This is a genomic window from Pseudomonas antarctica (genome assembly GCF_900624995.1).
GTDB classification, from domain to species: Bacteria; Pseudomonadota; Gammaproteobacteria; order Pseudomonadales; family Pseudomonadaceae; genus Aquipseudomonas; species Aquipseudomonas antarctica.
The window spans coordinates 71,659-96,339 of the sequence record NZ_UYXQ01000011.1 but is presented as its reverse complement, the minus strand read 5'-3'; the positions used below and the strand labels follow the sequence as shown (position 1 = coordinate 96,339).

General features: G+C 61.2%; 19 protein-coding genes and 1 pseudogene. 1 reads left to right on the top strand and 19 read right to left on the bottom strand.

Annotated elements, in window-relative coordinates:
* Positions 1 to 207: 207 nt before the first annotated feature.
* From ureC to urtA, 11 genes are all read right to left on the bottom strand, one after another.
* Positions 208 to 1,908, bottom strand: a complete 1,701-nt coding sequence (ureC, locus tag E0F99_RS10440; protein WP_083355501.1) for an urease subunit alpha — start codon at positions 1,906 to 1,908, stop codon at positions 208 to 210.
* 123 nt (positions 1,909 to 2,031) lie between these two features.
* Positions 2,032 to 2,340: an urease subunit beta gene (locus E0F99_RS10435; protein WP_083355500.1), complete on the bottom strand. Its 309-nt coding sequence runs from the start codon at positions 2,338 to 2,340 to the stop codon at positions 2,032 to 2,034.
* Positions 2,337 to 2,870 (bottom strand): GNAT family N-acetyltransferase, encoded by a 534-nt coding sequence (locus tag E0F99_RS10430; protein ID WP_083355499.1) that lies wholly within the window; start codon positions 2,868 to 2,870, stop codon positions 2,337 to 2,339. Before E0F99_RS10430 ends, E0F99_RS10435 begins: the two co-directional genes overlap by 4 nt.
* 5 nt (positions 2,871 to 2,875) lie before the next feature.
* Entirely contained in the window at positions 2,876 to 3,388 is a 513-nt protein-coding gene (locus E0F99_RS10425) for a GNAT family N-acetyltransferase (protein WP_083355498.1), read from the bottom strand.
* 9 nt (positions 3,389 to 3,397) lie between these two features.
* A complete protein-coding gene (gene ureA, locus E0F99_RS10420) occupies positions 3,398 to 3,700 on the bottom strand; it encodes an urease subunit gamma (RefSeq protein ID WP_003171437.1) in 303 nt (100 codons plus the stop codon).
* Positions 3,701 to 3,786: 86 nt separating this feature from the next.
* Positions 3,787 to 4,626: an urease accessory protein UreD gene (locus E0F99_RS10415; protein ID WP_083355497.1), complete on the bottom strand. Its 840-nt coding sequence runs from the start codon at positions 4,624 to 4,626 to the stop codon at positions 3,787 to 3,789.
* A gap of 31 nt (positions 4,627 to 4,657) precedes the next feature.
* Positions 4,658 to 5,356 (bottom strand): urea ABC transporter ATP-binding subunit UrtE, encoded by a 699-nt coding sequence (urtE, locus tag E0F99_RS10410; protein WP_083355496.1) that lies wholly within the window; start codon positions 5,354 to 5,356, stop codon positions 4,658 to 4,660.
* Positions 5,357 to 5,368: 12 nt separating this feature from the next.
* Positions 5,369 to 6,190, bottom strand: coding sequence for an urea ABC transporter ATP-binding protein UrtD (urtD, locus tag E0F99_RS10405; protein ID WP_083355495.1), 822 nt, complete (start codon positions 6,188 to 6,190; stop codon positions 5,369 to 5,371).
* An 8-nt stretch (positions 6,191 to 6,198) separates the two neighbouring features.
* Positions 6,199 to 7,266, bottom strand: a complete 1,068-nt coding sequence (gene urtC / locus E0F99_RS10400) for an urea ABC transporter permease subunit UrtC (protein ID WP_083355494.1) — start codon at positions 7,264 to 7,266, stop codon at positions 6,199 to 6,201.
* The gene (gene urtB / locus E0F99_RS10395; protein WP_083355493.1) at positions 7,266 to 8,768 is read right to left on the bottom strand and encodes an urea ABC transporter permease subunit UrtB; all 1,503 of its coding nucleotides are present in this window, start codon (positions 8,766 to 8,768) and stop codon (positions 7,266 to 7,268) included. Before urtB ends, urtC begins: the two co-directional genes overlap by 1 nt.
* A gap of 138 nt (positions 8,769 to 8,906) precedes the next feature.
* On the bottom strand, positions 8,907 to 10,172 hold the full coding sequence (gene urtA, locus E0F99_RS10390; RefSeq protein ID WP_083355492.1) for an urea ABC transporter substrate-binding protein: 1,266 nt from the start codon (positions 10,170 to 10,172) through the stop codon (positions 8,907 to 8,909).
* A gap of 281 nt (positions 10,173 to 10,453) precedes the next feature.
* On the opposite strand from urtA, the gene E0F99_RS10385 reads away from it, so the two are divergent.
* Positions 10,454 to 15,028: a DUF4329 domain-containing protein gene (locus E0F99_RS10385; RefSeq protein ID WP_083355491.1), complete on the top strand. Its 4,575-nt coding sequence runs from the start codon at positions 10,454 to 10,456 to the stop codon at positions 15,026 to 15,028.
* Between the two features lie 2 nt (positions 15,029 to 15,030).
* Here the strand turns inward: E0F99_RS10385 and E0F99_RS10380 are convergent, their stop codons facing one another.
* The 8 genes and pseudogenes from E0F99_RS10380 to E0F99_RS10345 all read right to left on the bottom strand — a co-directional run bounded on the left by E0F99_RS10380 (position 15,031) and on the right by E0F99_RS10345 (position 24,654).
* Positions 15,031 to 16,041: a FecCD family ABC transporter permease gene (locus E0F99_RS10380; protein WP_083355490.1), complete on the bottom strand. Its 1,011-nt coding sequence runs from the start codon at positions 16,039 to 16,041 to the stop codon at positions 15,031 to 15,033.
* The gene (locus E0F99_RS10375; protein WP_083355489.1) at positions 16,038 to 16,985 is read right to left on the bottom strand and encodes an ABC transporter substrate-binding protein; all 948 of its coding nucleotides are present in this window, start codon (positions 16,983 to 16,985) and stop codon (positions 16,038 to 16,040) included. The genes E0F99_RS10380 and E0F99_RS10375 overlap by 4 nt, the downstream gene beginning before the upstream one ends.
* Entirely contained in the window at positions 16,982 to 17,770 is a 789-nt protein-coding gene (locus E0F99_RS10370) for an ABC transporter ATP-binding protein (protein ID WP_083355488.1), read from the bottom strand. The genes E0F99_RS10375 and E0F99_RS10370 overlap by 4 nt, the downstream gene beginning before the upstream one ends.
* A 42-nt stretch (positions 17,771 to 17,812) precedes the next feature.
* The gene (locus tag E0F99_RS10365) at positions 17,813 to 19,921 is read right to left on the bottom strand and encodes a TonB-dependent receptor (protein ID WP_083355487.1); all 2,109 of its coding nucleotides are present in this window, start codon (positions 19,919 to 19,921) and stop codon (positions 17,813 to 17,815) included.
* Between the two features lie 152 nt (positions 19,922 to 20,073).
* A complete protein-coding gene (locus E0F99_RS10360; RefSeq protein WP_083355486.1) occupies positions 20,074 to 21,456 on the bottom strand; it encodes a PepSY-associated TM helix domain-containing protein in 1,383 nt (460 codons plus the stop codon).
* Positions 21,457 to 21,593: 137 nt separating this feature from the next.
* Complete coding sequence (locus E0F99_RS10355; protein ID WP_083355485.1) at positions 21,594 to 23,654, bottom strand: TonB-dependent copper receptor; 2,061 nt, start codon at positions 23,652 to 23,654, stop codon at positions 21,594 to 21,596.
* 102 nt (positions 23,655 to 23,756) lie between these two features.
* Positions 23,757 to 24,107, bottom strand: a pseudogene (locus tag E0F99_RS10350) (DUF2946 domain-containing protein); the annotation flags it as partial.
* A 64-nt stretch (positions 24,108 to 24,171) separates the two neighbouring features.
* Complete coding sequence (locus E0F99_RS10345; protein WP_083355484.1) at positions 24,172 to 24,654, bottom strand: copper chaperone PCu(A)C; 483 nt, start codon at positions 24,652 to 24,654, stop codon at positions 24,172 to 24,174.
* Positions 24,655 to 24,681: the final 27 nt, after the last annotated feature.

The following is a 24,681-nucleotide window of genomic DNA, read 5'->3' as shown; positions in this document are numbered from 1 at the left end:
GGCCACTTGAACTAAAGGCCTGTGGCTGTTTAATCCTGCGCAGCGACGAACGCGGCGTTCACCCTTTCGTGAACACGTTTAAATCGAGTAACTGTGTAGGCTTTGCAAGCTGGGTCGTTCGATAGGATGAACGTTTACGCTCAACCAAGGACGACCCACTATGACGGACACCACCCCAGCCCGGCGTCGCGTGCATCGTTGCGCTCTTTAGAACAGAAAATATCGCTGGGCCATCGGCAGCACATCCGCAGGCTCACACCACAGCAACACGCCGTCGGCCTTGACCTGATAGGTCTGTGGGTCCACTTCGATATCCGGCAGGTAATCGTTGTGGATCAGGTCGGTTTTCTGCACGTCGCGACACCCTTTGACCACCGCGATTTGCTTCTTCAGGCCCAAGGCTTCGGGCAACCCGGCTGCCTGGGCCGCCTGGCTGATAAAGGTCAGGCTGGTGGCGTGCAACGAACTGCCGAAGCTGGCGAACATGGGGCGGTAGTGCACCGGCTGCGGTGTCGGGATCGAGGCGTTGGCATCGCCCATCAGGCTTGAAGCAATCGCGCCGCCCTTGAGGATCAACGTCGGCTTGATGCCAAAAAATGCCGGGCGCCACAGCACCAGGTCGGCCCACTTGCCCACCTCGATCGAGCCGACAATATGGCTGATGCCGTGGGTGATCGCCGGGTTGATGGTGTACTTGGCGATGTAGCGCTTGGCGCGAAAGTTGTCATTGCCGGGGCCATCACCGGGCAGCGCGCCGCGCTGTTTCTTCATCTTGTCGGCGGTCTGCCAGGTGCGCGTGATCACTTCGCCGACGCGGCCCATGGCCTGGCTGTCGGAGCTGATCATCGAGAACGCGCCAAGGTCGTGCAGGATGTCTTCGGCGGCAATCGTTTCGCGGCGGATGCGGCTTTCGGCGAAGGCTACGTCTTCGGCAATGCTGGGGTCCAGGTGGTGGCAGACCATCAACATGTCCAGGTGCTCGTCGATGGTGTTGCGGGTGAACGGCCGGGTCGGGTTGGTGGAGCTGGGCAACACGTTAGGGAAACCGCAGGCCTTGATGATATCCGGCGCGTGACCGCCACCGGCGCCTTCGGTGTGGTAGGTGTGGATGGTGCGGCCCTTGAGCGCGGCTAACGTCGTTTCGACAAAGCCCGACTCATTGAGGGTGTCGCTGTGGATCGCCACCTGCACGTCATACTGGTCGGCCACGTTCAGGCAATTGTCGATACTGGCGGGTGTGGTGCCCCAGTCTTCATGCAGCTTCAAACCGATGGCTCCGGCCATGACTTGTTCGATCAACGGCGCCGGCAGGCTGGCGTTGCCCTTGCCGGTAAAGCCGATGTTCATCGGGAACGAATCGCTGGCTTGAAGCATCCGCGCCAAGTGCCACGGGCCTGAGGTACAGGTGGTGGCATTGGTGCCGGTGGCAGGTCCGGTGCCGCCGCCGATCATGGTGGTGACGCCGCTGGTCAGCGCCTCCTCGATTTGCTGCGGGCAAATGAAATGCACATGGGCGTCGATGCCGCCAGCGGTGAGGATCATGCCTTCACCGGCAATCACTTCGGTGCTGGCGCCGATGGCCATGGTCACGCCCGGTTGGATATCCGGGTTGCCGGCTTTGCCGATGGCGTGAATGCGCCCGTTCTTCAAACCGACATCGGCTTTGACGATGCCCCAGTGGTCAATGATCAGCGCGTTGGTGATCAAGGTGTCCACGACCTCATGGGCGAGCAATTGGCTCTGGCCCTGGCCATCGCGGATCACCTTGCCGCCGCCGAATTTTACTTCTTCGCCGTAGACAGTGAAGTCCTGCTCCACTTCAACGAACAGCTCGGTGTCGGCCAGGCGAACTTTGTCGCCAACGGTGGGGCCGTACATGTCGGCGTAGGCTTGTCTGGAAATCTTCATGTGTGTGTCCTCGATCGTTCCCACGCTCTGCGTGGGAATACATCCTGTGACGCTCTGCGTCACGACGTTAAGAGCGGACGCGGAGCGTCCATGGCGGCATTCCCACGCGTAGCGTGGGAATGATCAGTCGAGGTCACCCATGATCCGCCCGGCAAACCCAAACACCCGTCGCCCACCGCTCAAATCCACCAACTCGATTTCACGACTTTGCCCCGGCTCAAACCGCACCGCCGTCCCTGCCGGAATATTCAAGCGCATGCCACGGCTCGCCGAGCGGTCAAACGTCAGCGCGTCATTGGTCTCGAAAAAGTGGTAATGCGAGCCCACCTGGATCGGCCGGTCGCCGCTGTTGGCCACGCTCAGTGTGACGGTGCGCCGGCCCACGTTCAGTTCGATATCGCCAGGCTGGATCTGATATTCACCAGGAATCATGCAGGGTGCCCCAGGGTCTTGAAGTAGATGGCGGTCGGGCTGTAGCGCCCGTCCGGGCTTTGGCAGTAATCGGGCAATTCACCGATTTTGGTGTAGCGCAGCGACTGGTAGAAGGCTTCGGCGCCGGAGCCGGCTTCGGTGTCCAGGTGCAACAGGCCGCGCTTGTGCTGGCGCGCGGCGAGCTCCAAAGCATTCATCAGTTGCTGGCCCAGGCCATGGCGGCGAGCGCTGCTGTGTACCAACAGCTTTTGCACTTCGGCGCGGTTCAGGCCGTTGGCTTTCTGGCACAGCGCCAATTGCACGCTGGCGATCACTTGTTCGTCGCGCACCACGACCCACAGCAGCAGGCTGGCGTCTTCAACGCTGGCTTGTACGCCCCTCAGGTAATCGCGGGCCTGGGTTTGATCGAAGTCAGCCATGAAACCGACCGAAGCGCCGTGCTGCACCGCGTCCAGCAACAGCTCGATCAAGCCCAGGCGGTAATGGGCAAAACTTTCAGCATTCACTCGACGCAGTTGTGCAGCGCTCATTGATCTCACTCCTTGGGCGGTTCGGCGCCCGGGTTCAATGCCAGTTGCATAAAGGTCAGGTCCAGCCAGCGGCCGAACTTGATACCCACTTGTGGCATTTGCCCGGTAGTGATGAAACCCAGGCGTTCATGCAGGCGAATAGACGCCTGGTTGCCGCTTTCGATGGCCGCGACCATCACATGCTTGCCGCAGGTGCGGGCCCGTTCGACCAGCGCTTGCATCAGGCGCGGGCCGAGGCCTTTGCCGCGCTGGTCATTGCGCACGTACACCGAGTGTTCAACGCTGTAACGGAAGCCTTCGAAGGGGCGCCAGTCGCCGAACGAGGCATAGCCGGTGACTTCATCGTTTTCCACCGCCACCAGGATCGGATAGGCCTGGGCCTGGCGCGCACTGAACCAGGCCTGACGGTTGGCCAGGTCGACCGGTTGTTCGTTCCAGATCGCCGTGGTGTTCAACACCGCGTCGTTGTAGATGGCTTGAATGGCCGGCAGGTCTTGCCAGGTTGCATCACGAATCATGGCCGGGCCTCACGCGATGGGCTGGTGGACGGTGACCAGCTTGGTGCCGTCGGGGAAGGTGGCTTCCACCTGAATATCCGGGATCATTTCCGGGATGCCTTCCATCACTTGCTCGCGGCTGAGCAGAGTGGTGCCGTAGTGCATCAGGTCGGCGACGGTGCGGCCATCGCGGGCGCCTTCCATCAAGGCGGCTGAAATATAGGCGATGGTTTCCGGGTAATTGAGTTTCACACCCCGCGCCAGGCGGCGTTCGGCGACAAGGCCAGCGGTGAAGATCAGCAGTTTGTCTTTTTCCCGTGGGGTCAAGTCCATGGTTCAAGGTCCTTCATAAACAGCATTCTTAAATACAACAGAGGTCAACTGTGGGAGCGAGTAAGCCCACTCCCACATTTTGATCTTCATGTGCTCCAGATTCGTGGGGCTACGGCTTCCCGCCCTAGCACGGCCGGGCGTAACAGTTTCCATAAATCCATCAACCAGGCCCGCGCCAGCAGTGCTTCGCTGGCCAGGCAACGGGCGACCAGCAGCCCGGGCAATTGGGTCAGGTCACCGCGCACCGTGTGGGGCAAGGCACGGCAAGTTTCCAATAATTCAGGCGCGATATCGCCCGTCAGCAGCAGCGTGGCAAACACCGGTTGCCCGTCCAGCCCGATCGGCGAGTCGAGCAAACCGTCGGCGCCTACAATGCGCTGGCGCTCATGCCAGAGCAACTGGCCGTCGCGGCGAATATCCAGCTGCGACTGAAAGTGGCCGAGGTCAAAACGCTCGCCACTGGCGGGGCGACCAAGGGCGACCACGTCCCAGTAGAACAGCCGCGCATCGCCTTGCAGGTCAATGCGCGCAGTGAGTTCGGCCTGGGCGGCGCTGAACACGATGGTTTCCTGGGGCAGCCATTCCAGCGTGGCGCCCGCTTCTACACTCAGTTCGAGCTTTTGATACGCCGGGCCGCTGGCGCGGTACCACTTGGCCGCCCCGGGGCTGGTCAATTGCGCCCAGGCACCTGTTGCCACATGGGCGCTGATGTCCAGGCGGTCGCCACCGGCAATCCCGCCGGGCGGGTGCACGATAATGTGCTGGCACACCTCGGGGCCCTCCGCGTACAGGTGCTTTTGCACGCGCAGCGGGCCGAGGTGGCGGCGCATCACCGGGCGCGTGGTGTCGCCGAAACGCGCGTAGCCAAGTTCCAGCTCGGCGTGCCAGCTGGGGGTGAACAGGGCAGGGGAAACGGGCAGATTCATGTTCGAGTGCTTATCGTTAGGACGCTACAGGTTAGATGGTAACCAAGCCGCGCACACCCTCACTTTGCATATTTTCACCTCGGCCTTGCTGGACGATTTCACCGCGTGACATCACCAGGTACTGGTCCGCCAATTCGGCGGCGAAGTCGTAGAACTGCTCCACCAACAGGATCGCCATATCGCCACGTGCCGCGAGTTTCTTGATCACTGCGCCGATTTCCTTGATTACCGACGGCTGGATGCCTTCGGTGGGCTCATCGAGAATCAACAGGCGCGGGCGGCTGGCCAGGGCGCGACCAATCGCCAACTGCTGTTGCTGGCCGCCGGACAGATCGCCGCCGCGTCGATGCTTCATTTGCAGCAACACCGGGAACAGTTCGTAGATGAAGGCGGGCACTTCCTTGGCCTCTGAGCCGGGGAAACGCGACAGGCCCATCAGCAGGTTTTCTTCCACCGTCAACCGGCCAAAAATCTCCCGGCCCTGGGGCACGTAGGCGATGCCGGCGTGCACGCGCTGGTGCGGCTTGAAACCGGTGATGGCCTTGCCTTCCCAATTCACCGCACCTTCTTTGGCGGGCAGCAAACCCATCAGGCACTTGAGCAGCGTGGTCTTGCCCACGCCGTTACGGCCGAGCAGGCAGGTGACTTCGCCGATCTTCACGTCGAAGGACAGCCCGCGCAGAATGTGGCTACCGCCGTAGTACTGGTGCAGCTTGTCGACTTGCAGCATGTTCACTTCTCCTTAGCGACCGAGGTAAACCTCAATCACTCGCTCATTTTCCTGCACCTGTTCCAGCGACCCTTCGGCCAGCACGCTGCCCTGGTGCAACACGGTCACGTGATCGGCAATCGAGCCGACAAAGCCCATGTCGTGCTCCACCACCATCAGCGAGTGTTTGCCCGCCAGGCGCTTGAACAGTTCGGCGGTGAATTCGGTTTCAGCGTCGGTCATACCGGCCACCGGTTCGTCCAACAACAGCAGCTGCGGGTCTTGCATCAGCAGCATGCCGATTTCCAGGAACTGTTTTTGCCCATGGGACAATAGCCCTGCCGGGCGCTGTACCGAGGCGGTCAGGCGGATGGTGTCGAGCACTTCGTCGATACGGTCTTTTTGTTCACCGCTCAGGCGTGCGCGCAGGCTGGCCCACACGGACTTGTCGGTTTTTTGCGCCAGTTCCAGGTTTTCGAACACGCTCAGGGCTTCGAACACCGTGGGTTTCTGGAACTTACGGCCGATGCCAGCCTGGGCGATCTGCACTTCGCTCATGCCTGTCAAATCCAGGGTTTCACCGAACCAGGCATTGCCGTGGCTGGGGCGAGTCTTGCCGGTGATCACGTCCATCAGCGTGGTCTTGCCCGCGCCGTTGGGGCCGATGATGCAGCGCAATTCGCCGACGCCGATATACAGGTTCAAGTCGTTGAGCGCTTTAAAACCATCGAAGCTGACGCTGATGTCTTCCAGCGTCAGAATGGTGCCGTGACGGGTGTTGAGGCCCTTGCCGGCGGCCTGTCCGATGCCGATCGCATCGCGGCTGCTGCCCGCATCGAAAATAGGTTCGAGCATGACATTCCTCACTTCTTCAGCAAGCCGATAACGCCCTTGGGCAGGTACAGGGTCACGATGATGAACAGCGCCCCGAGGAAGAACAGCCAGTATTCCGGAAAGGCCACGGTGAACCAGCTCTTCATGCCGTTCACCACACCGGCGCCCAGCAACGGGCCAATCAAGGTGCCGCGCCCGCCCAAGGCCACCCATACGGCGGCTTCGATGGAGTTGGTTGGCGACATCTCGCTGGGGTTGATGATGCCCACTTGCGGCACATACAACGCCCCGGCCAAACCACACAACACCGCGCTCAACACCCACACAAATAGCTTGAAACCACGCGGGTCATAGCCGCAGAACATCAGACGGTTCTCGGCATCGCGCAGGGCGGTCAGCACTCGGCCGAACTTGCTCTGCGCCAGGCGCCAGCCGGTGTACAGGCTCGCGACCAGTAACACGACCGTGGCAAAAAACAGCACCGCCCGCGTGCCCGGCTCGGTAATGCCAAAGCCCAGGATGCTGCGGAAATTGGTGAAACCGTTATTGCCGCCAAACCCGGTCTCGTTGCGGAAAAACAGCAGCATCCCGGCGAAGGTCAAGGCCTGGGTCATGATCGAGAAGTACACGCCCTTGATCCGCGAGCGGAAGGCGAAGAAGCCGAACACCAGCGCCAGTAAACCGGGCGCCAGCACCACCAGGCACATGGCCCAGAGGAAGTGTTCGGTACCTGTCCAATACCAAGGCAGCTCGGTCCACGACAAGAAGGTCATGAACGCCGGCAGCTCATCACCGGAGGCCTGGCGCATCAAGTACATGCCCATCGCATAGCCGCCGAGGGCAAAGAACAAACCGTGGCCGAGGGACAACATACCGGCGTAGCCCCATACCAAGTCCAGCGCGAGGGCAACGATGGCGTAGCAAAGGATCTTGCCCACCAGCGTCAGGGTGTAGGCCGACACCTGCAGCGGGTTATCCGCAGGCAGCAGCGAACACAATGGCAGCGCCAGCAGCAGGGTCAGAATCACCGCGCCGACCGCTATCGTCAGCTTGGGGCCGGCCTTTTGCGTGGCCGTGAGCATTAATGGCTGGTTCATCAGTCGATCACCCGTCCTTTCAGTGCGAAGAGTCCTTGCGGGCGTTTCTGGATAAACAGAATGATCAGCGCGAGGATCAGGATCTTGCCGAGCACGGCGCCGATCTGCGGCTCCAGAATCTTGTTGGCGATACCCAAACCAAACGCGGCCATCACGCTACCGGCCAACTGGCCGACACCGCCGAGCACCACCACCAGGAACGAGTCGATGATGTAGCTCTGGCCCAGGTCCGGGCCGACGTTGCCGATCTGGCTCAGCGCCACGCCGCCAAGCCCGGCGATGCCGGAACCGAGGCCAAAGGCGAGCATGTCCACGCGCCCGGTGGGCACGCCGCAGCAGGCGGCCATGTTGCGGTTCTGAGTGACGGCGCGCACGTTGAGGCCCAGGCGGGTTTTGTTCAGCAACAGCCAGGTCAGCACCACCACGCACAACGCGAAGGCGATGATCACGATGCGGTTGTACGGCAGCACCAGGTTGGGCAGCACTTGAATGCCACCTGACAGCCATTCGGGGTTGGAGACTTCGACGTTCTGCGCGCCGAACACCAGGCGTACCAACTGGATCAGCATCAAGCTGATGCCCCAGGTGGCGAGCAGGGTTTCAAGCGGGCGACCGTAGAGATGACGGATCACCGTGCGCTCCAGGGCCATGCCGATGGCGGCGGTGACGAAGAACGCTACTGGCAACGCAATCAATGGGTAGAACTCGATGGCCGCAGGCACGTAGCGCTGCATCAGCAGCTGCACCACGTAAGTGGAATAGGCGCCAAGCATCAGCATCTCGCCGTGGGCCATGTTGATCACGCCGAGCAGGCCGAAGGTGATCGCCAGGCCTAAGGCGGCGAGCAGCAGAATCGAGCCTAAAGACATACCACTGAAGGCCTGGCCGAGGATCTCGCCGAACAGCAATTTGCGTTTGACCTGGGCCAGGCTGGTCTCGGCGGCGGTGTGCACGGCGGCGTCGGTTTCGACACCGGGCGCGAGTAACGCCTCAAGACGCGTGCGGGCCAGCGGGTCGCCGGTGCCGCCAAGCAAACGCACGGCAGCCAGGCGCACCACCGGGTCGGTGTCGACCAGTTGCAGGTTGGCCAAGGCCAAGCTGAGGGCCGTGTGCACGTCCTCGTTGGTTTCGGCGGCGACTTGCTGGTCGAGGAATTTGAGCTGCGCAGGCTGTGCGCTTTTTTGCAGGGTTTGTGCGGCAGCCAGGCGCACTTTCGGGTCAGCGGCGAGCAGTTGCTGGCTGGCTTGTACGTTATCGATCAGGCCGCGCAGGCGGTTGTTCAGGCGTACGGTTTTGGTTTCGCCGTTGAGCGTGATCTGGCCTTGTTGCAGCGCGTCCACCAGCTCGATGCGCGCCGGGTCGGGCTGGGCGGCCCAGCCCTGGAGCAGCTTGGCTTGTTGCATCGGGTTGGCAGCGAGGAAGTCTTCGGCGTCGCCTGCCTGTGCTGCGAAAGGCAGCAACAGCAGCACGGCGAAGATGAAACGTTGGAGGGCAGTAGACATAAAAATTGTCCTGATCGTACGCGGTCAAAACTGTGGGCGCGGGCGTGCTCGCGAATGCGGTCGATCAGTAACAGATGCATTGACTGACACACTGCATTCGCGAGCAAGCCCGCTCCCACATTTGATCTGTGGTGCGGCTTAGTTGCTCTTCACGGCATAGTCCGGCTTCTTGTCATTGCCCGGAATGTACGGGCTCCACGGCTGCGCCCGAATCGGCTCCTGGGTCTGCCACACCACCGAGAATTGCCCATCGGCCTGGATCTCGCCGATCATCACCGGCTTGTGCAAGTGGTGGTTGGTTTTATCCATGGTCAGGGTGAAGCCCGACGGCGCGGCAAAGGTCTGCCCAGCCAGCGCTTCACGCACTTTGTCGACGTCAGTGGATTTGGCTTTCTCCGCCGCTTGCGCCCACATGTGGATGCCCACGTAAGTGGCTTCCATTGGGTCGTTGGTCACGGCTTTATCCGCGCCCGGCAGGTTGTGGGCCTTGGCGTAAGCCTTCCAGTCGGCGACGAATTTCTTGTTCACCGGGTTCTCCACCGACTGGAAGTAGTTCCAGGCTGCCAGGTTGCCCACCAGCGGCTTGGTGTCGATGCCGCGCAGTTCTTCTTCACCCACCGAGAAGGCCACCACCGGTACGTCGGTCGCCTTCAGGCCCTGGTTGGCCAGTTCTTTGTAGAACGGCACGTTGGAGTCACCATTCACAGTGGAGATCACCGCCGTCTTGCCGCCGGCCGAGAACTTTTTGATGTTGGCGACGATGGTCTGGTAATCCGCGTGGCCGAACGGGGTGTAAACCTCTTCGATATCTTTATCCGCTACGCCTTTTGAGTGCAGGAACGAGCGCAGGATCTTGTTGGTGGTGCGTGGGTACACGTAATCGGTGCCGAGCAGGAAGAAGCGCTTGGCGCCGCCGCCTTCTTCGCTCATCAAATATTCCACCGCCGGGATCGCCTGCTGGTTCGGTGCCGCACCGGTATAGAACACGTTTGGCGACATTTCTTCGCCTTCGTATTGCACCGGATAGAACAGCAAACCGTTGAGTTCTTCAAACACCGGCAATACCGATTTACGCGACACCGAGGTCCAGCAGCCGAACACCACGGCGACCTTGTCCTGGGTCAGCAACTGGCGGCTTTTTTCAGCGAATAGCGGCCAGTTGGAGGCCGGGTCGACGACCACCGGTTCGAGCATCTTGCCGTTGACGCCGCCCTTGGCGTTGATCTCGTCGATGGTCATCAGCGCCATGTCTTTGAGCGATGTTTCGGAGATCGCCATGGTCCCGGACAACGAGTGCAGGATGCCGACCTTGATGGTCTCGGCGGCCTGGACGGTCCAGGTCAAACCCATGGCGACAATGGATGCCGACAAAGTGAAAGCTTTGATCAAGCTACGACGCTTCATAGTGCGATCTCCGTAAACCAGTATTTTTGTGGGGCAGATACGGAGGGCTTTGCAAAGGCTGTGCCTGCGGCGCTCAACGCGCGTATCCACAGGGGCTGGTCGGTGAGGGGCGTGGCGACGCGCACCAACTTGGCGCTGCAATAGTTGTCGGGTGCGCGGAAGGCTTCAAAAAGGGGCGCAGGGGTAGATATACAGCGCAAGTGACCGACTTCGATGTCCCAGGATGCGGCTTCAGACAAGGCGCTTTCAGTGCCTTGGACACTTTTGCCTGCGAGAACCCTATGCACACGACCCCCACCACCCTGGCCGACTCACCGCGCCGCCCGCCTGAGTTACCGCCCCTCAGCCCGGCCTTTATCACCGCCGACGACGCGGCCCGTTGGGCGCACGAGGCTATCGGCCAGCGTCGTGACCTCGAGTACGGTGGTGTGATTCTCAAACGTGGCGGTCGCTACTACGCCACGCACCCCATACCTGACCGGCGTAATATTTTCGATCACAAGCGCCTGTTGGCCAAGGACAGTGAAGGTAACTTCCTCGCCCCCGACGATTACAGCGCCGAGGCGTTCTATCACTCCCATCCCGCCGATGCAGCACAAATCCAGAGCCACTTTCCCCATTTCACGGCGGATCAGGTGCTGCTGTTCAATAACTTCTATTCCAGTGAGGACCAGGCCTTCAGCTTTCGCAACAGAGCGTTTGCCAAGGCTCACTATTTTTCCGGGCCAGATGATGTGCTGCTCAAATATGTCAGCAGTGGCTCAGCTGTCGAAAAAAAGCTTGGGCAACAACTGCGTGGCGGCCCAGGTGATACCAGCAGTGATTTCGAGCATCCCGTCCGTCAGTTGGCTGCAGCTGGCGAGCTGTGGGTAGTGATTGCCCACCCGGTATGGGGCGGTGTTCGCGGGCGCGTGCCCAAGGACTGGCGCCTCAGGGCGCCAGTGACAAAGGTGCAGCAGCAACCCTTTTTTACCTCGGTGTTGCCAACCCCGGAAACGGCCGTATTACGTGCGCTTTCGCTTGCTGGCGCTGCAGGCGAAGGCGCTATGGGCTTTGTCCTCAAGCACTCCCGTGAGGACGCCTACGTTGCGACGTTGGCAGTGCCCAAGCTGACGCCGCTGTTTTCGCCCAACGAAGTGTTTCCAAAACGTCCCAACGGCAAACTTCGAATGCCTTCCCAGTACCGCTTGGAGGCTATTTATTTCAATAGCTGGTACGAGAAGGACGAAGTAGCGGCACGTGAAAAATGGCTGGCCAGTACCTTCTTTAGCCCGGCACAGGTGGTGGCCGCGACCCGCCAGGCGCGGGCGACCCTGGACATCCAGGACCCGGTTCGTGGATTGACTGTGTATATGCTGGCTTCTGATGTTGCTTTGCTGAAATTCAAAGTGCCCGAGGCCACGCTTACGACTGAGCTGGTCATGCAAAAAAGCGAGGGTGAACTTGACGATAACGGTGCCAAAGCGGCCATGGTCGCGGGCACGCTGAGCCCCCGTGATTATGTGCGCAGGGTCATTGCAGCGACCGATCTGTCGGTGGTTCAGGCCGGAGGCTTGTGGCGCCGCGTGGGGAGGGTGGATAACCGCTCCGATCTGTTGACGTCATTCTATAAGGCAACATTGAGCCGTCCGTTTCTCTCGGCGCGTGATGCGGCGGTGTATGCCCATGAGCGAATCGGCAACCAGCGTGATCGCCACTATGGGGGGTACGTGCTCAAGGGGGAGGACGGTCGTTTTGTCATCACTGAACCCATGGAAAGTGCACCCAATCCATTTGATTTCACGTTGTTTTTCCCAATCGACAACAAAGGCCCGTTGATTCCGCCGGAACCCTATGTGCTGCACGGGCGCTACGGCTCCCACACTGCCTTATCGACGCTTGACCCGGTCTGGGTCGCACGCCGTGGCTGGACGCGGGACGAGGCGCAGATCAATCAGCAGGTGTTTGATGACCGTGAGATGTACTCGATCATCCCGGCTGGGCGGGTGGCCTACCTGTCAGGCGCGCAGGACTGCTTGTTGGAGTACACCCCAAACACGTCGTCGCATGAGGACTTGCTGCTGGCCAATATTGGCCCAGAGGCTGGCGATAATAGCCTCGGCAAGCGCCTCGAAAAAGGGCTGATCCGGCCTGACGATTGGGTGCGGCGACTGGCCGAGGCGGGCGACTTCAAGATCATCCAGGGCAACCCGTTATGGGGGCCGCGCTCGGTGGTCTACAGCAACTGGACGTCCAACTTCAGCTCCGCTCCGCCATCCGGGCCACCCGACTACGTGACCTTCGGGGCGGTATTCGCCAGTGCCGATGAAGCGGCCCGCAACCTTCATGGGCGGGTGCACGGGCGCAATTTCGTCGAGGCAGCCTGCTATGCATTCATCCTCAAGCACAAGGATCAGGAGCAGTACATTGCAAGCGAGGTGGTGGGCGTCGTCAGTGATAACAGGCTATTCAACCTCTACTTCGTGTTTAAGGCCAAGGACGAGGGCGGCTACTCGTTGCCCGATGGGTTTGAGGTGCATGGGCTGTTTCGCTCACAGCAATGGTCACCTACAGGGCTGAGTGCGCCGCTCGCGTGGCTGACGCTGTATTTTGTCACGCCGAGTGTGCTGTACGCCGCTCTCTCTGCTGGCGCTAAGGATGTTAACGCCCTGCCAATTTACTTCTCGACCCTTGATGGCGCGTTGTTGCGGTATATGCCTACACCGATTGATGTAAAAGCCGGCGGCACGGCAGATACGTTATTGACCCAGGCGCAGGCGCAGTTGAACGCCGGTAAGAAAAGCCCCCGGGACTTCCTCAAAGGGTGGGTGCTGAAGGGAATGCTCCATGTGGTGCGTACCAGCCAGTGCTGGGATAAAAAAGGTGTCGTCGCCGAGACCTGGACCGGCTACGAAACCTTGATGCCGCGGCGTTTAAGCCCCGCTTTTGCCAACCCCGATGATGCGGCCCGTCACGCGGCGGCTTTGGTGAACACCGGCTATCGCGCGGCGTATGGTGGGGTGATCCTCAAGCTGCTCAATGGGCTGTTCGCCTCGACGCTTGCGCGGGTGCTTGCGCCCCGGGGGTTGGCACTGCACTGGATAATCCCTGACCGGGCCTTTGAGATGGGGCTTTATCCGGGGGGCAGCACGATTGTTGCGCGCTATCGGTCCGTTGTGACCCAAGAAGTACCGCTGCTGCTATCAGCCACTGAAAAAGCCATCTATACAACCATGATACCGAGCGCGGTCCTGTCGAATCTGTTGCACCGGGAGGTGCACATCAAGCGTGAATATGTGTTCGGTCCAAATGGCTCGGTCCTCAGTTACGAGCTGTCGGGCTCGGCCGAGGAAGAGTTGCTCAAAAATCGTCTGGCGCCACTGAACAAGGTTAAGGGTGATTACGGCGACAACAGCGTCGAACAGCAACTGCGCAACGGGACGCTCACGCCAAACCAGTTTGTCACGCAGACGGCGAACGCCGGCGAATTGCGCGTGGTAGAGGGCGACCCTGTATGGGGTAGGCCCAGGACCATAACGCGCACGTTTGGTGCGTATTCCCTGAGGCCTGATGACTGGACCATTCGCTTTGCATCATTCGACCCACCCTGCAGCCCGATGTTTACCCGGGCGCTCGATGCCGTACGCTACGCGCAGCGCGCATCCAAGCCGCTGGCTGAGGTGGCTTTCGGTTACGTACTCAAGTCGCTGAGTAAGCCGCTTTACATGACGACCTTGGCGCTTCGCAGAGAAAACTATGGCGATTTTAAGCAAGTCTTTGTCGATGGCTTGTTTCCGCAGGGGTACGTGCTGGAGGGCTTGTATCTGTGTGCATCGACTGTTCCTATCGCTGCGGCCAACGATGAAATGGCTAATCATTTTTTTGCGCCGCAGGACATTGCCAACGCACTGACCCTCCTCACGGGGGCGCGTAACGGCAGTGTTCCGCCGCTGTATCTATTGTGTGGTGATGGCGCGCTGCTCAAGTACGTGTTTCCCAAAACGGCCCCACTGTTCAAATGGACGAGCACCGCGCATCTGGAACGCACGCAATTGCTCCAGGGCTCCCTCAAGGTGCTTGAGTATGTGCGCCGTCTGGCAGGCGCGGGTGAGCTGTCGGTTCGGGTGACCAGTGAAGTCTGGGGCAGGAAAGAGCGGGTCGGGGTTAATTGGATGCCCAAAAGACCGGCGCATGCTTTTGCCGACGACCCGCATTTTCATTCGTTTTGCGGGCCGCTGTTTTTTTATCCCGATGATGCGGCGCGCTATGCCCAGGGCTTGGTGGCACCGTTCAAGGATAAGCAATACCTGGGCGCGGTACTGGCGCCAGGGGGAACACCAGGGTATGTCGCGATCGATCCGGTGGAAGATCAGGGCGCAGGCAGTACCCGTACGCTGGCGCTGTTTTTCTCGCTTGGCGGTGCAGGCTTTGACGTGCCTGAAAGCAATGTACTGAAGACTTACAAAGTCGCTGCAGTGCAGGCGTTCTACAAGGCAATTTCCTCGACGTCCAGCCTGGAGCCGATAGACAAAAAACTGATAAACAACTTCGTCTCCAAGGACGACCTGAGCGACTACGTGTCGGTGGTCAAGAGCAATCGTCCCGACGCCGAAAGTTGTTACCTTTCCTGCCGGGGCGGTGCCCTGCTCAAGTATCGCCCGACCCATACCCCGGCTGAAACCGTACTGCTCGGCTCTGGCGAAGCACCAGACCCGAGGGTGCTGATCAGTCGATTGAGCAGTCACGGCAATCTCTCAGTGTTGGTTGCCGATGCTTTCTGGACACGTCCCGGCGTGCTGGGTGAAGAGTGGGAAGCCAGCGAGGTGCAGGTAGAGCCCGAAGTCGATGAGTTCTGGTACACGCGCGATGAACTCTGACCTCAACGCTTGCGCATCAAACCGATAAAAAACAGCCCGCCAATCGCCGCCGTCGCCACGCCTATGGGCAGGTCTTCGGGGGCGATCAGGGTGCGTGCCGCGACGTCGACCCACACCAGGAACACACTGCCCAGCAGCACGCACACCGGCAGCAATCGACGGTGCTCGGCGCCCACCAGACGTCGGGCGATGTGCGGCACCATCAGGCCGACAAAGCCGATGGAGCCGCTGATGGAGACCAGCACGCCGGTCATCAAGGAGGCGATCAGAAACACCTTGAGCCGCACGTTGCGCGCGTTCAGGCCCAGGGTCACGGCGGTTTGCTCGCCGGCCATCAACGCATTCAACGGCCGCGCCATGCCCAGCAGCAGCAATAATCCCAGCAGCACTGTCGCGGCGGGGATCGCCAGCAGTTCCCAGCGAGCAAGACCCAGGCCGCCGAGCATCCAGAACATCACCGCCGAGGCGGCGCGGTGGTCGCCCAGAAACAGCAGCAGGTTGGCTGCCGCCATCATTACGAACGACACGGCCACGCCGCACAGCAACAGGCGATCGCTTTCCAGCCGGCCATTGCGGCTGGCCACCGCCAGTACTACCAGCATGCTCAGCATCGCGCCGATAAACGCCGCGATAGGCAGGGTCAGCAGGCCGATGACTTCCCCCACATGCAACACCACGATCACCGCGCCCAGCGTGGCGCCGGAGGTCACGCCAAGCAGGTGCGGGTCGGCCAGGGGGTTACGCGTGACGGCCTGCAATACTGCGCCGATCAACGCCAGCCCGGCGCCCACCAGCGCGCCGAGCAGCATGCGCGGCACACGGATCAACCATACGATATGCTCCTGACCGGTGCTCCAGTTCACCTCACCGAAGCCGAAGGCCTTGTTCAGCAAAATCCGCCACACCACGTCCACCGGCACCCGCGCCGAACCGAATCCCAGTGAGATCACGCAAGAGACCAGCAACAGCGCGCCAAGGGCACACAACAACAGGGCGTAGCGACGGTTGATCATTCGCCGTGAAACCCCTTGGCCAGGGTTTCCACCGCCAGCACATTGTCGATACCCGGCGTGGCCTGCACATACGGGATCACGATAAAACGCTGGTTCTTGATCGCGTCCACCGATTGCAGAGCCGGGTTATCCAGCAAGAATTGTTCTTTCTGTGCGGCGGTGATTTCGCTGTAGTCGACGATCACGATCACCTGCGGGTTGCGTTCCACCACGGTTTCCCAATTGACGCGTGTCCAGCTGGCGTCGATATCATCGAGGATGTTGCGCCCGCCAGCGGCGCTGATCAGTGCTTGCGGCATGCCCAGGCGCCCGGAGGTCATGGCGCGGTCTTCACCGCTGTCATACAGGAACACGCGCGGCGTATCGGCGGGCAGGTCTTTTTGCACCTCGGCCACTTGCGCCTGCATCTGTGCAATCAGCGCATTGGCCCGGTCCTGCACATCGAAGATCTTGCCCAGATTGCGCAAGTCGTTATAGGTGTCATCCAGCGTGGCGGCTGGGCGCTTCATTACAAATGCGCACGATTCTGTCAGCTCGTACACGTTGATGCCCAAAGGTTGCAGGGTTTGCGGCGTGAGGTCGCCGCCCACGCGCATGCCGTAATCCCAGCCAGCAAAGAAAAAATCCACGTTGGCATTGAGCAGGGTTTCCACCGACGGGTACTTGCTCGCCAGTTCCGGCAGGCCGTCGAGGATCTCGGCCATTTCGGGCGTCACCGACTTCCAGCCGGTCACGCCGCTGTAGCCGGCCATGTTTGGCTTGAGTCCCAGCGCGAGCATCATCTGGGTCATGTTGATGTCATGACTGACCGCGTGCTGCGGTGCTTTCTGAAAGGTGACGTCGCGGTTGCAGCTTTTGACGGTCACGGGGTAATGGGTCGCTTGGGCAAACGCTTGAGCAGTGCCCAGCAACAGGGCGAGAGACAGCAGGGCGCGCAGGATCATGGTTGGGTTATCCAGGTGATTCGGGGGTAGCCGGACAAGGGGTGAGTGTCGATCAGGGCTTCGACGGCAAACACATCGCGCAGCAACGCGACGGTCAGTACCTCGTGGGGTGTGCCGCTGGCAACGATGCGCCCGTGGTTGATCACGTACAGGCGATCACAGAAGGCGGCGGCCAAGTTCAGGTCGTGGATGCTGGCCAGGGTGGCGATGTTCAAACGCTTGACCAGCCGCAGCAGTTCCAGCTGATAGCGCGGGTCGAGGTGGTTGGTCGGTTCGTCGAGGATCAGCAGTTGCGGTTGCTGGGCGAGGGCACGGGCCAGGATCACGCGTTGTTTCTCACCGCCGGACAGGGTAGCGAAGGCATGGTCTTCGAAGTCCTGCATGCCCACCGAGGCTAGCGCGCTGCGAACAAGCTGCTGGTCGTGCAGCGTGTCGTTGTCGAACAAACCCTTGTGGGGCGTGCGGCCCATGGCGACCACTTCATCCACGCGCAAGCCGAAAGCGTCGGGGAACTCCTGCAGCACCACGGCGATGCGTTGCGCGCACCATTTGGCGCTTTGCTTCCACACATTCTGGTGTTCGAGTTGCACGTCGCCGTGTTCCGGTTTGCTGAAGCGATAAGCACAGCGCAACAGGCTGGTCTTGCCGCTGCCATTGGGCCCGATCAGCCCGACAAACTCCCCCGCACCGACCAACAGGCTGGCGTCACGCAGCTGGAACCGGTGCACGCAGTGGTCGTGACCCGGTGGTGTCCAGGCCAGCTCGGTGAGGGTGAGTGAGGTCATCAATGTTCTCTTGTTCAACACAATTGGAATGGGGTGTCTCGGTTAAAAGGTGTAGTCCGCCGTGACGAAAAACGAGCGCGGTTCACCGAGGATCCACTGTTGGCCATCGTTGTATTGGCTGACGGCGTAGGTACGGTCAAACAGGTTGCTCAGTTGCAGGCCCAGGGTGGTGTTGTGCAGCGCCTTCCAGGAGACGCTGGCATCGACCACGGTGTAGCTCGGCAGCTTGTTCTGGTTGGCCATGTCGGCGTAACGCGCATCGACGTAGCGCACGCCAGCGCCGGCGCGGATGTTGTCAGTCACGGCCTGGCTCAGCCACAGGTTGGCGGTGCGGCGCGGTACGTCCACTGGGCGGTTGCCGTCGCGCGATACCTGCACGCCGGCGACGTCCTGTTTGAAATCGTCGTACTGCGCACGCACGATGGCGGCATTGGCTTGCAGCTGCCAGGCGTTGGGCAGTTGCAGGTCGAGGCTGGCTTCCAGACCGTTGGAGGATTGCTGGCCAACCTGCTGCTTGAGGTCCGGGTCGCCCGGGACGTCGGTGAGCAGTTTCTTTTTAACGATGTGGTAGGCCGCCAACGTCCATTCGCCACGGTGGTCCCAGAACGCCTGCTTGATGCCCATTTCGGTTTGCTTGGCCGTGGACAGGTCGAACTGCTGCTGGCCCGGGCTCAAGGAGATCAGGCCGCCGACGCCATCGGTGCTGGTGGCGTACTGGCCGTAGACCGAGGTGTCTGCGGTGATCGCGTAGACCAAGCCGGCCTTCCAGTTGTTGCCGGTGAGGGTTTTGTCGGACTGGCTGCCATCGCGCAAATCATCGCGGTCGATGTGTGCGTAGTCGCGGCGAATACCGGTGATCAGCGCCAGTTGGTCGGTGAGCTGCAAGCGGTTTTCGGCAAAGCCGGCGACTGTTTTAGTGGTGGTGGCGAACACCGGTTTAAACGGGTCTTGGCTTTGAAACGCAGCTGGCGCCGGGTGGTACAGGTCGATCGGCTGGCCGTTTTTAAGCACGTCGTCAAAGGGCGAGTTGCTGGCAAGGCGCAAGCGGATGCGGTTGTATTCCACACCGGCCACGGTCTGGCTGTCGAGGCCAAACAGCCTGTGCTTGAAGGTGAAAGTCTGGCGGTCGCCCACCTGTTCCTGATTGTGCTTGATGCCGAAGTTAGCGCTGCGGGTCAGTTGGCCGTTGGTGAAGTTGTAGTTCTCGGCGTTCCGCCAACGGCGCTGGTTTTTCAGGTAGTACAGCTCGTTGGTGGCGCTGATGTTGTCGTTGAGTTGCCACTCGCTGGTCAGCCGCGTCCACTGATCGTTGTAGTGCAGGGTGTCGTTGCTGACGTTGTAGTTCTTGTCGCGCAGGCTCTTGTGCAATTGGCCGTTGAGCAGCGGTGTGCCGAAATAATTCTGTGGGCGCTGGTCGCCGTAGTCGCTGGCCAGGGTGAAGCTCAGGTTGTCAGCCGGTTGCCAGCGCAAGGCGGCGCTGACGAAGTCACTGCTGGAGTCGCCACGGTCGATGAAACCGTTGCTGCGCAGGCGGTTGAGGTTCAGGCGGTAGCTCAGGGTGTCGGTCAGCGAGCCGCCGCTGTCCAGGGCTTGCTGCTGGTGGTCATACGAGCCGTAGCCCAGGCGGATATGGTTTTCGATGTCGCCGGTGAAGGGCTTTTTCGAGAGCGTATTGACCACCGCACCCGTGGCGCCTTCGCCATACAGCACCGAAGCCGGGCCGCGCAGGACATCCACGCGCTCCACCGCCCAGGTGTCCACCGGGAAGGTCGAGGTGCCCATGCCGGTGTACATGCGGTTGCCGTCGTACAGCTGCATGACCGAACTCTGCCCGGTAAAACCACGTGCCTGCAACGACGTGCCGCCATCGCCTGGTGTGCCGATGCGGCTGATGCCGGTGGCACGGGAGATGGCGTCCTGCACACTGGCGTCGCCGCGTTCGCGGATTTTCGCGCCGGTCTGGCTCTCGACACTGCCGGGCGTCTGCAGGGCCGTGAGGTTCAGGCGCGAGCCGGCAGTGGTCGGGGTGTTCAGGTCGACGCGCTCGTCATCCACGGCGGGTGCAGTCACGGGGCTGGCGGGCAGGGTCAGGGCGTGGGCGCTGTTGTGCAGGGCGAGCAGGCACACGCCACACGCTAGGTACTTGTTCATCAGTCGATCAATCGCTTTATGAGGGGTGTGCTCGCCGCAGGGCGCGGCGAGCAACGATAACGCACAAAGTGTTATAAGTTAACACTTATTGGCTGCGCGACGAAAGTCGCGCAAGGCTACAGAAGGGCTCTGCCGTGGGCATCTCGCCTGCTTCATGCAGAACCTGAGGCAGATTCACGTGGGTTGAAAAAACGCGCCAACACCAGACGATCCAATACCCACACCACGATCAACGACGCGCCCACCAGCGGGAAGATAATCGCCAGCCCGAGCATGATCACCATCGCGGTTTTCCACTTCGGCAGGTCATGGCGCAGCGGCGGAACACCCAAACCTCCCACGGGCCGACGCTTCCACCAGATCACCACGCCACTGACGGCGCTGAGCAGAATCATCAAGCAAATCATCAACACGATCAGTTGATTGACCCAGCCGAACATCTTGCCTTCATGCAGCATCACACCGGTCTCAGTAGCACGGGCGACGGTGTTGTAGTGTTCCCAGCGCACATCGGCGAGAACCTTGCCGGTGTATTGGTCCACGTGCAGGGTGGCGTCATTGCGTGGGTCGTTGGCGAATACCGCGATGGTGAACACGCCTTCGGCGGTGGTGGGGAAGGTGATGCTGTAGCCGGGCTCGACCTTACGTGCGTTGGCCAGGTCGACCACGTGTTGCAGGCGCACGGTGGGGGCGGCCGGGCCAGAGTGCATGGCGCCGTGGTTCATGTGTTCGGCGTGGTCGCCGGACATGGGCATCGGCGTGTTTTCCATGGCCCAGGGCACGGTTTGCTGGCTGGCGGTATTGAGCACGCGGGCCTGCTGATCGGACTGCGGCACGTTGTTCCACATCGCCGCCGGGAAGGTATTCCACAGCTCGGCGTATTGCTTGCCCCAGAAGCCGGTCCAGGTCATGCCGCTGAGCAGCATCACCAGTAAAAAGGCCGCGCCCCAGAAGCCGGCGACCGCGTGCATATCGCGCCAGAACACCCGGCCACGTGTGTTAAATCGCGGCCACAAGACCCCGGCCGACGACTTGCCGCGCGGCCACCACAGGTACAGGCCGGACACCACCAGCATCACGCCCCAACCGGCGGCGAGTTCCACCAGGCGATCGCCGACGGTGCCGATCATCAGCTCACCGTGCAACGCGCGGGCGATGGCTTGCAGGTTGTATTTGGAATCCTGTTCGCCAAGCACGGTGCCGCGATACGGATCGACGAATACCGTCACTTCGCGCCCGTCGTGATGCATCACGAATTGCGCGCTGCTGGTAGCGTCGGCAGGCGGCAGATATTTGCTGATCTTGCCTTGGGGAAAGGCCGCCTGGGCGCGTTGCAATTGTTCGTCGGCACTCAATGCGTGCTCGGCGCTTTGCACCTTGAGCAGGTCGCCATACATCAGCGGGTCGAGCTGGGGTTTGAACAGGTAGATGATGCCGGTGAGGGCCAGCAGCACCATGAAAGGGGCGACGAATAGCCCTGCGTAGAAGTGCCAACGCCAGGCCAGGTTGTAGAAGGAAATCTTTTGAGTGGTCATCAGGTGCTCCGCAAAGGCTTTAAAAATTTTTGTCAGTTATGCAGCCATCGCGGGCAAGTCGCACCGCCGCTCCCACAGGGGAATGTATTTCAACTGTGGGAGCGGCGGTGCGACGATTCGACTTGCCCGCGATGCGGTTAGAAGCTCATGTCCACCTTGGTCCAGAGCGTGCGCCCCGGTTCCTTGATGGCTTGCGGGTCGTTGACCGGGTAGCCGAAGCCTGCGTTACCGGCCAGGTTCAGGTGCTCGGCGTAGGCCTTGCCGAAGAGGTTGTCGACGCCGGTGCTGACCTTGAAGTTTTTGTTGATGCGGTACGCCGCGTTCAGCGAGAACACGCCAAAGCCGCCGCTCTTGTCGAAGTCTTTACCGACCACGTTGCCCTTGTTTTGGTCGATGCGGTTTTGCGCCGCGACTACGCGCCACAAGGCACCGGCGCTCCAGTCGTCTTCGCTGTAGGTCAGGCCGAAACGGGCGTCCAGCGGTGGCATTTGCGGCAGCGCTTTGCCGTCGCTGCTGTTCTTGCCCCAGGCGTAGGCGAGGCTGGCGTCGGCCTTCCAGTTGCGCGTCAGCTTGTAGGCTGCACCCAGTTCGCCGCCCATGATCCGTGCATCGACGTTACGCGCCTGGGAGGTGGTGCCCATCATGCCGGGCTTGTAATCGAACAGGATAAAGTCGCGTACCTGGCCGATATAAGCCGAGGCCCAGGCTTCCACATCGGCGGTTTTGTACTGCGCGCCGAAGTCGAGTTGGGTGGTCTTTTCCGGCTTCACGCCATCGAAGGCATTCACCGAACCGCTCGCGCCGGTTTTTGGCGAAAACAGCTCCCAGTAATCCGGGAAGCGTTCGGCGTGGCCCAGCCCGGCGTAGACGGTGGTCGGGCTGTCGGCCAAGTCATGCTCATAACGCAAAAAGCCTGACGGCAGGGTGTCGGCGCGGGTGTTGTCGGCGGTCGGGTTGGGGCGCGACATCATTCCTGAGCCCGTGCGCTGGCGAAAATCCTTGGCCGAGGCACGGTCCAGGCGCGCACCGGTGATCAGACGATCGCGGTCGGCGGCGTACCAGGTCAGTTCGCCGAACACCCCGTAGTTGTGGAAGTTGGCGTCTTTGTTGCGCGGCAGATTCTTGTAGGTGTCGATGCCCATGCTGCTGCGTTGGCGGTGCTCGTTGGTCTGCGCATCCAGGCCGCTGATCAACTGCACATCGGCCCAGCGCCAAGTGGCCTTGATCCGCGCGCCGAGGGTGCGGCGGTCGACGTTGGAGGCCATGGGCCCGGCCATCATCCCGGTGCCCGACGGCGTGCGCAGGCTGTAGTTGTCCATCACATGGTCGGCGTAGTTGTAGTAGACCTGGGCCTCGACCTTATCCAGCACCTCGCCGATATTGGACTTCTCGAAACGCAGGCCCAGGCTTTCGCGCAAGAACTGCGAACCGTCCATGCCACGCCCGGCGTAGCGCGCTTCACCATCGCCACGGCCGACGGTGAGTTCCAGCAGGGTGTCGGCGTCGGGTGTGAAACCGACCGCGACGTCGCCGTTCCATTTGTCGTAGCGCGAGGCGACGGTGTCGTTGTTGCCATCCTTGTAGTCATCGGCATGCGCTTGGTTACCGATCACCCGCACATAGCCCAGCGGCCCGCCGGCGGCGGCATCGATGACTTTGTCGAAGCGCCCGTTGGAACCGGCCAGCACGCTGGCGTTGACCCGTGTGCCCAGTTCGCCGAACTGCTCCGGCTCACGCTCGAACAGGATGGTGCCGGCCGAGGCGCCCGGGCCCCAGAGCACGGTTTGCGGGCCTTTGATCACGGTCAGCTTGTCGTAGGTCTCCGGCGAGATATACGAGGTGGGCGCATCCATCCGGCCGGGGCAGGCGCCGAGCATCATGCCGCCGTTGGTGAGGATATTCAGGCGCGAGCCGAACATGCCGCGCAGCACCGGGTCGCCATTGGTGCCGCCGTTGCGCACCAGGGCAAAGCCGGGGATGGTCTTGAGGTAGTCGCCGCCATCGCTGGCGGGCACCGGTTGGCGCGGGTCTTTGGGGTTGGTGATTACGGTCAGCGGCGAGCTGGCGGCAATCGCGGTGATTACCGTGGGGCTCAATTCGTGATCCTCAGCCTGTGCGTGGGGCGCCAGCAAGGCGCCACACAGCACGGCCAGAACAGAGGTAGATCCCAAACGGGTGTCAGCAGAAAACCTGGACATGAAAAATTCCATCAATCAATCGTAAACAACACGGCCAGCAGCCTGCGGCTGTCTGTCTAAAGTCGGCCGGTGTGGGGGGGGGGTAAAGGGTTTACGAGGTGATGGGGGGGGGCGACTGGGGGCGCCGGGGAAGATGCTCTGCCGGGCATGGCCCAGGCGGGGGGGGGGGGTGAGGGCGTTGGCTGGCGGCGGGGTACCGAGGGTGGCGTAGGACACGCTGCCGGGCAGGGCCGGGCAACTGAAGAGCAGGCTGCAATAGCCGCACTTTTCCCAAAGCACGTGGTGCTCGTCAGGGGGGGGGCTGTGTTGCGGTGCGTCGCCATGGCAACTGGGCATGTCCATGGACATTTCCATCGACATACCGGCGTGATGATCCATCGGCATCGCTTGGGAAATCAGCGGACCGATAAAAATCATCAGCATGGCGAACAGGCTGATCCAACTGCCGCGCATCAAGCCCATGGGCTTGCGGCGCTGCGCGGATAACCTGGCGCGAGGGGCGCCCATCGAGGTTGGCCTATTGAGCGTGCATAGGCTCGTGGCCCGCCATCGGCGGCATTTTTTGAACCGAGACTTCCACTTCAACCTTGCCGGCTTTTTCGAACGTCAGGGTCAGTGGGAATTGCTTGCCATCGGCCAGCAGGCTGCGGTCTTTGAGGCCCAGCAGCATCACGTGATAAGCCATCGGTGCGAAGGTCAAATCACCCTTGGCCGGTACGGCAACACTGGGCACTTGTTGCATCTTCATCAGGTCGCCCTGCATCACATGCTCATGCAGTTCGGCCTTGTCCGCCACAGGCGTCTCGACGCTAAGTAAGCGGTCCGGCGTTTCCCCGGTGTTATGAATCACAAAATACGCCGCGACGGTCGGCGCATTGGGCGGCAATTCCTGAGACCAGGGATCGCTGACCAGCAAGTCGCCGGCCTTGTAGTCATCGGCATTGGCAGCAACACACACCGGCAGCAGCAACGCAGCCAGAAGCAGGGAAGATTTGAGCATGGCAGTTCTCCAGAACGGTTCTAAACG

Coding starts and splice junctions, on each gene's coding strand:
- ureC (WP_083355501.1), bottom strand. CDS start 1,908: ATGAAGATTTCCAGACAAGCCTACGCCGACATGTACGGCCCCACCGTT.
- E0F99_RS10425 (WP_083355498.1), bottom strand. CDS start 3,388: ATGATTCGTGATGCAACCTGGCAAGACCTGCCGGCCATTCAAGCCATC.
- E0F99_RS10355 (WP_083355485.1), bottom strand. CDS start 23,654: ATGTCCAGGTTTTCTGCTGACACCCGTTTGGGATCTACCTCTGTTCTG.
- E0F99_RS10360 (WP_083355486.1), bottom strand. CDS start 21,456: ATGACCACTCAAAAGATTTCCTTCTACAACCTGGCCTGGCGTTGGCAC.
- E0F99_RS10385 (WP_083355491.1), top strand. CDS start 10,454: ATGCACACGACCCCCACCACCCTGGCCGACTCACCGCGCCGCCCGCCT.
- E0F99_RS10380 (WP_083355490.1), bottom strand. CDS start 16,041: ATGATCAACCGTCGCTACGCCCTGTTGTTGTGTGCCCTTGGCGCGCTG.
- E0F99_RS10430 (WP_083355499.1), bottom strand. CDS start 2,870: ATGAGCGCTGCACAACTGCGTCGAGTGAATGCTGAAAGTTTTGCCCAT.
- E0F99_RS10370 (WP_083355488.1), bottom strand. CDS start 17,770: ATGACCTCACTCACCCTCACCGAGCTGGCCTGGACACCACCGGGTCAC.
- E0F99_RS10345 (WP_083355484.1), bottom strand. CDS start 24,654: ATGCTCAAATCTTCCCTGCTTCTGGCTGCGTTGCTGCTGCCGGTGTGT.
- urtA (WP_083355492.1), bottom strand. CDS start 10,172: ATGAAGCGTCGTAGCTTGATCAAAGCTTTCACTTTGTCGGCATCCATT.
- E0F99_RS10435 (WP_083355500.1), bottom strand. CDS start 2,340: ATGATTCCTGGTGAATATCAGATCCAGCCTGGCGATATCGAACTGAAC.
- E0F99_RS10365 (WP_083355487.1), bottom strand. CDS start 19,921: ATGAACAAGTACCTAGCGTGTGGCGTGTGCCTGCTCGCCCTGCACAAC.
- urtD (WP_083355495.1), bottom strand. CDS start 6,190: ATGCTCGAACCTATTTTCGATGCGGGCAGCAGCCGCGATGCGATCGGC.
- ureA (WP_003171437.1), bottom strand. CDS start 3,700: ATGGACTTGACCCCACGGGAAAAAGACAAACTGCTGATCTTCACCGCT.
- E0F99_RS10375 (WP_083355489.1), bottom strand. CDS start 16,985: ATGATCCTGCGCGCCCTGCTGTCTCTCGCCCTGTTGCTGGGCACTGCT.
- E0F99_RS10415 (WP_083355497.1), bottom strand. CDS start 4,626: ATGAATCTGCCCGTTTCCCCTGCCCTGTTCACCCCCAGCTGGCACGCC.
- urtB (WP_083355493.1), bottom strand. CDS start 8,768: ATGTCTACTGCCCTCCAACGTTTCATCTTCGCCGTGCTGCTGTTGCTG.
- urtC (WP_083355494.1), bottom strand. CDS start 7,266: ATGAACCAGCCATTAATGCTCACGGCCACGCAAAAGGCCGGCCCCAAG.
- urtE (WP_083355496.1), bottom strand. CDS start 5,356: ATGCTGCAAGTCGACAAGCTGCACCAGTACTACGGCGGTAGCCACATT.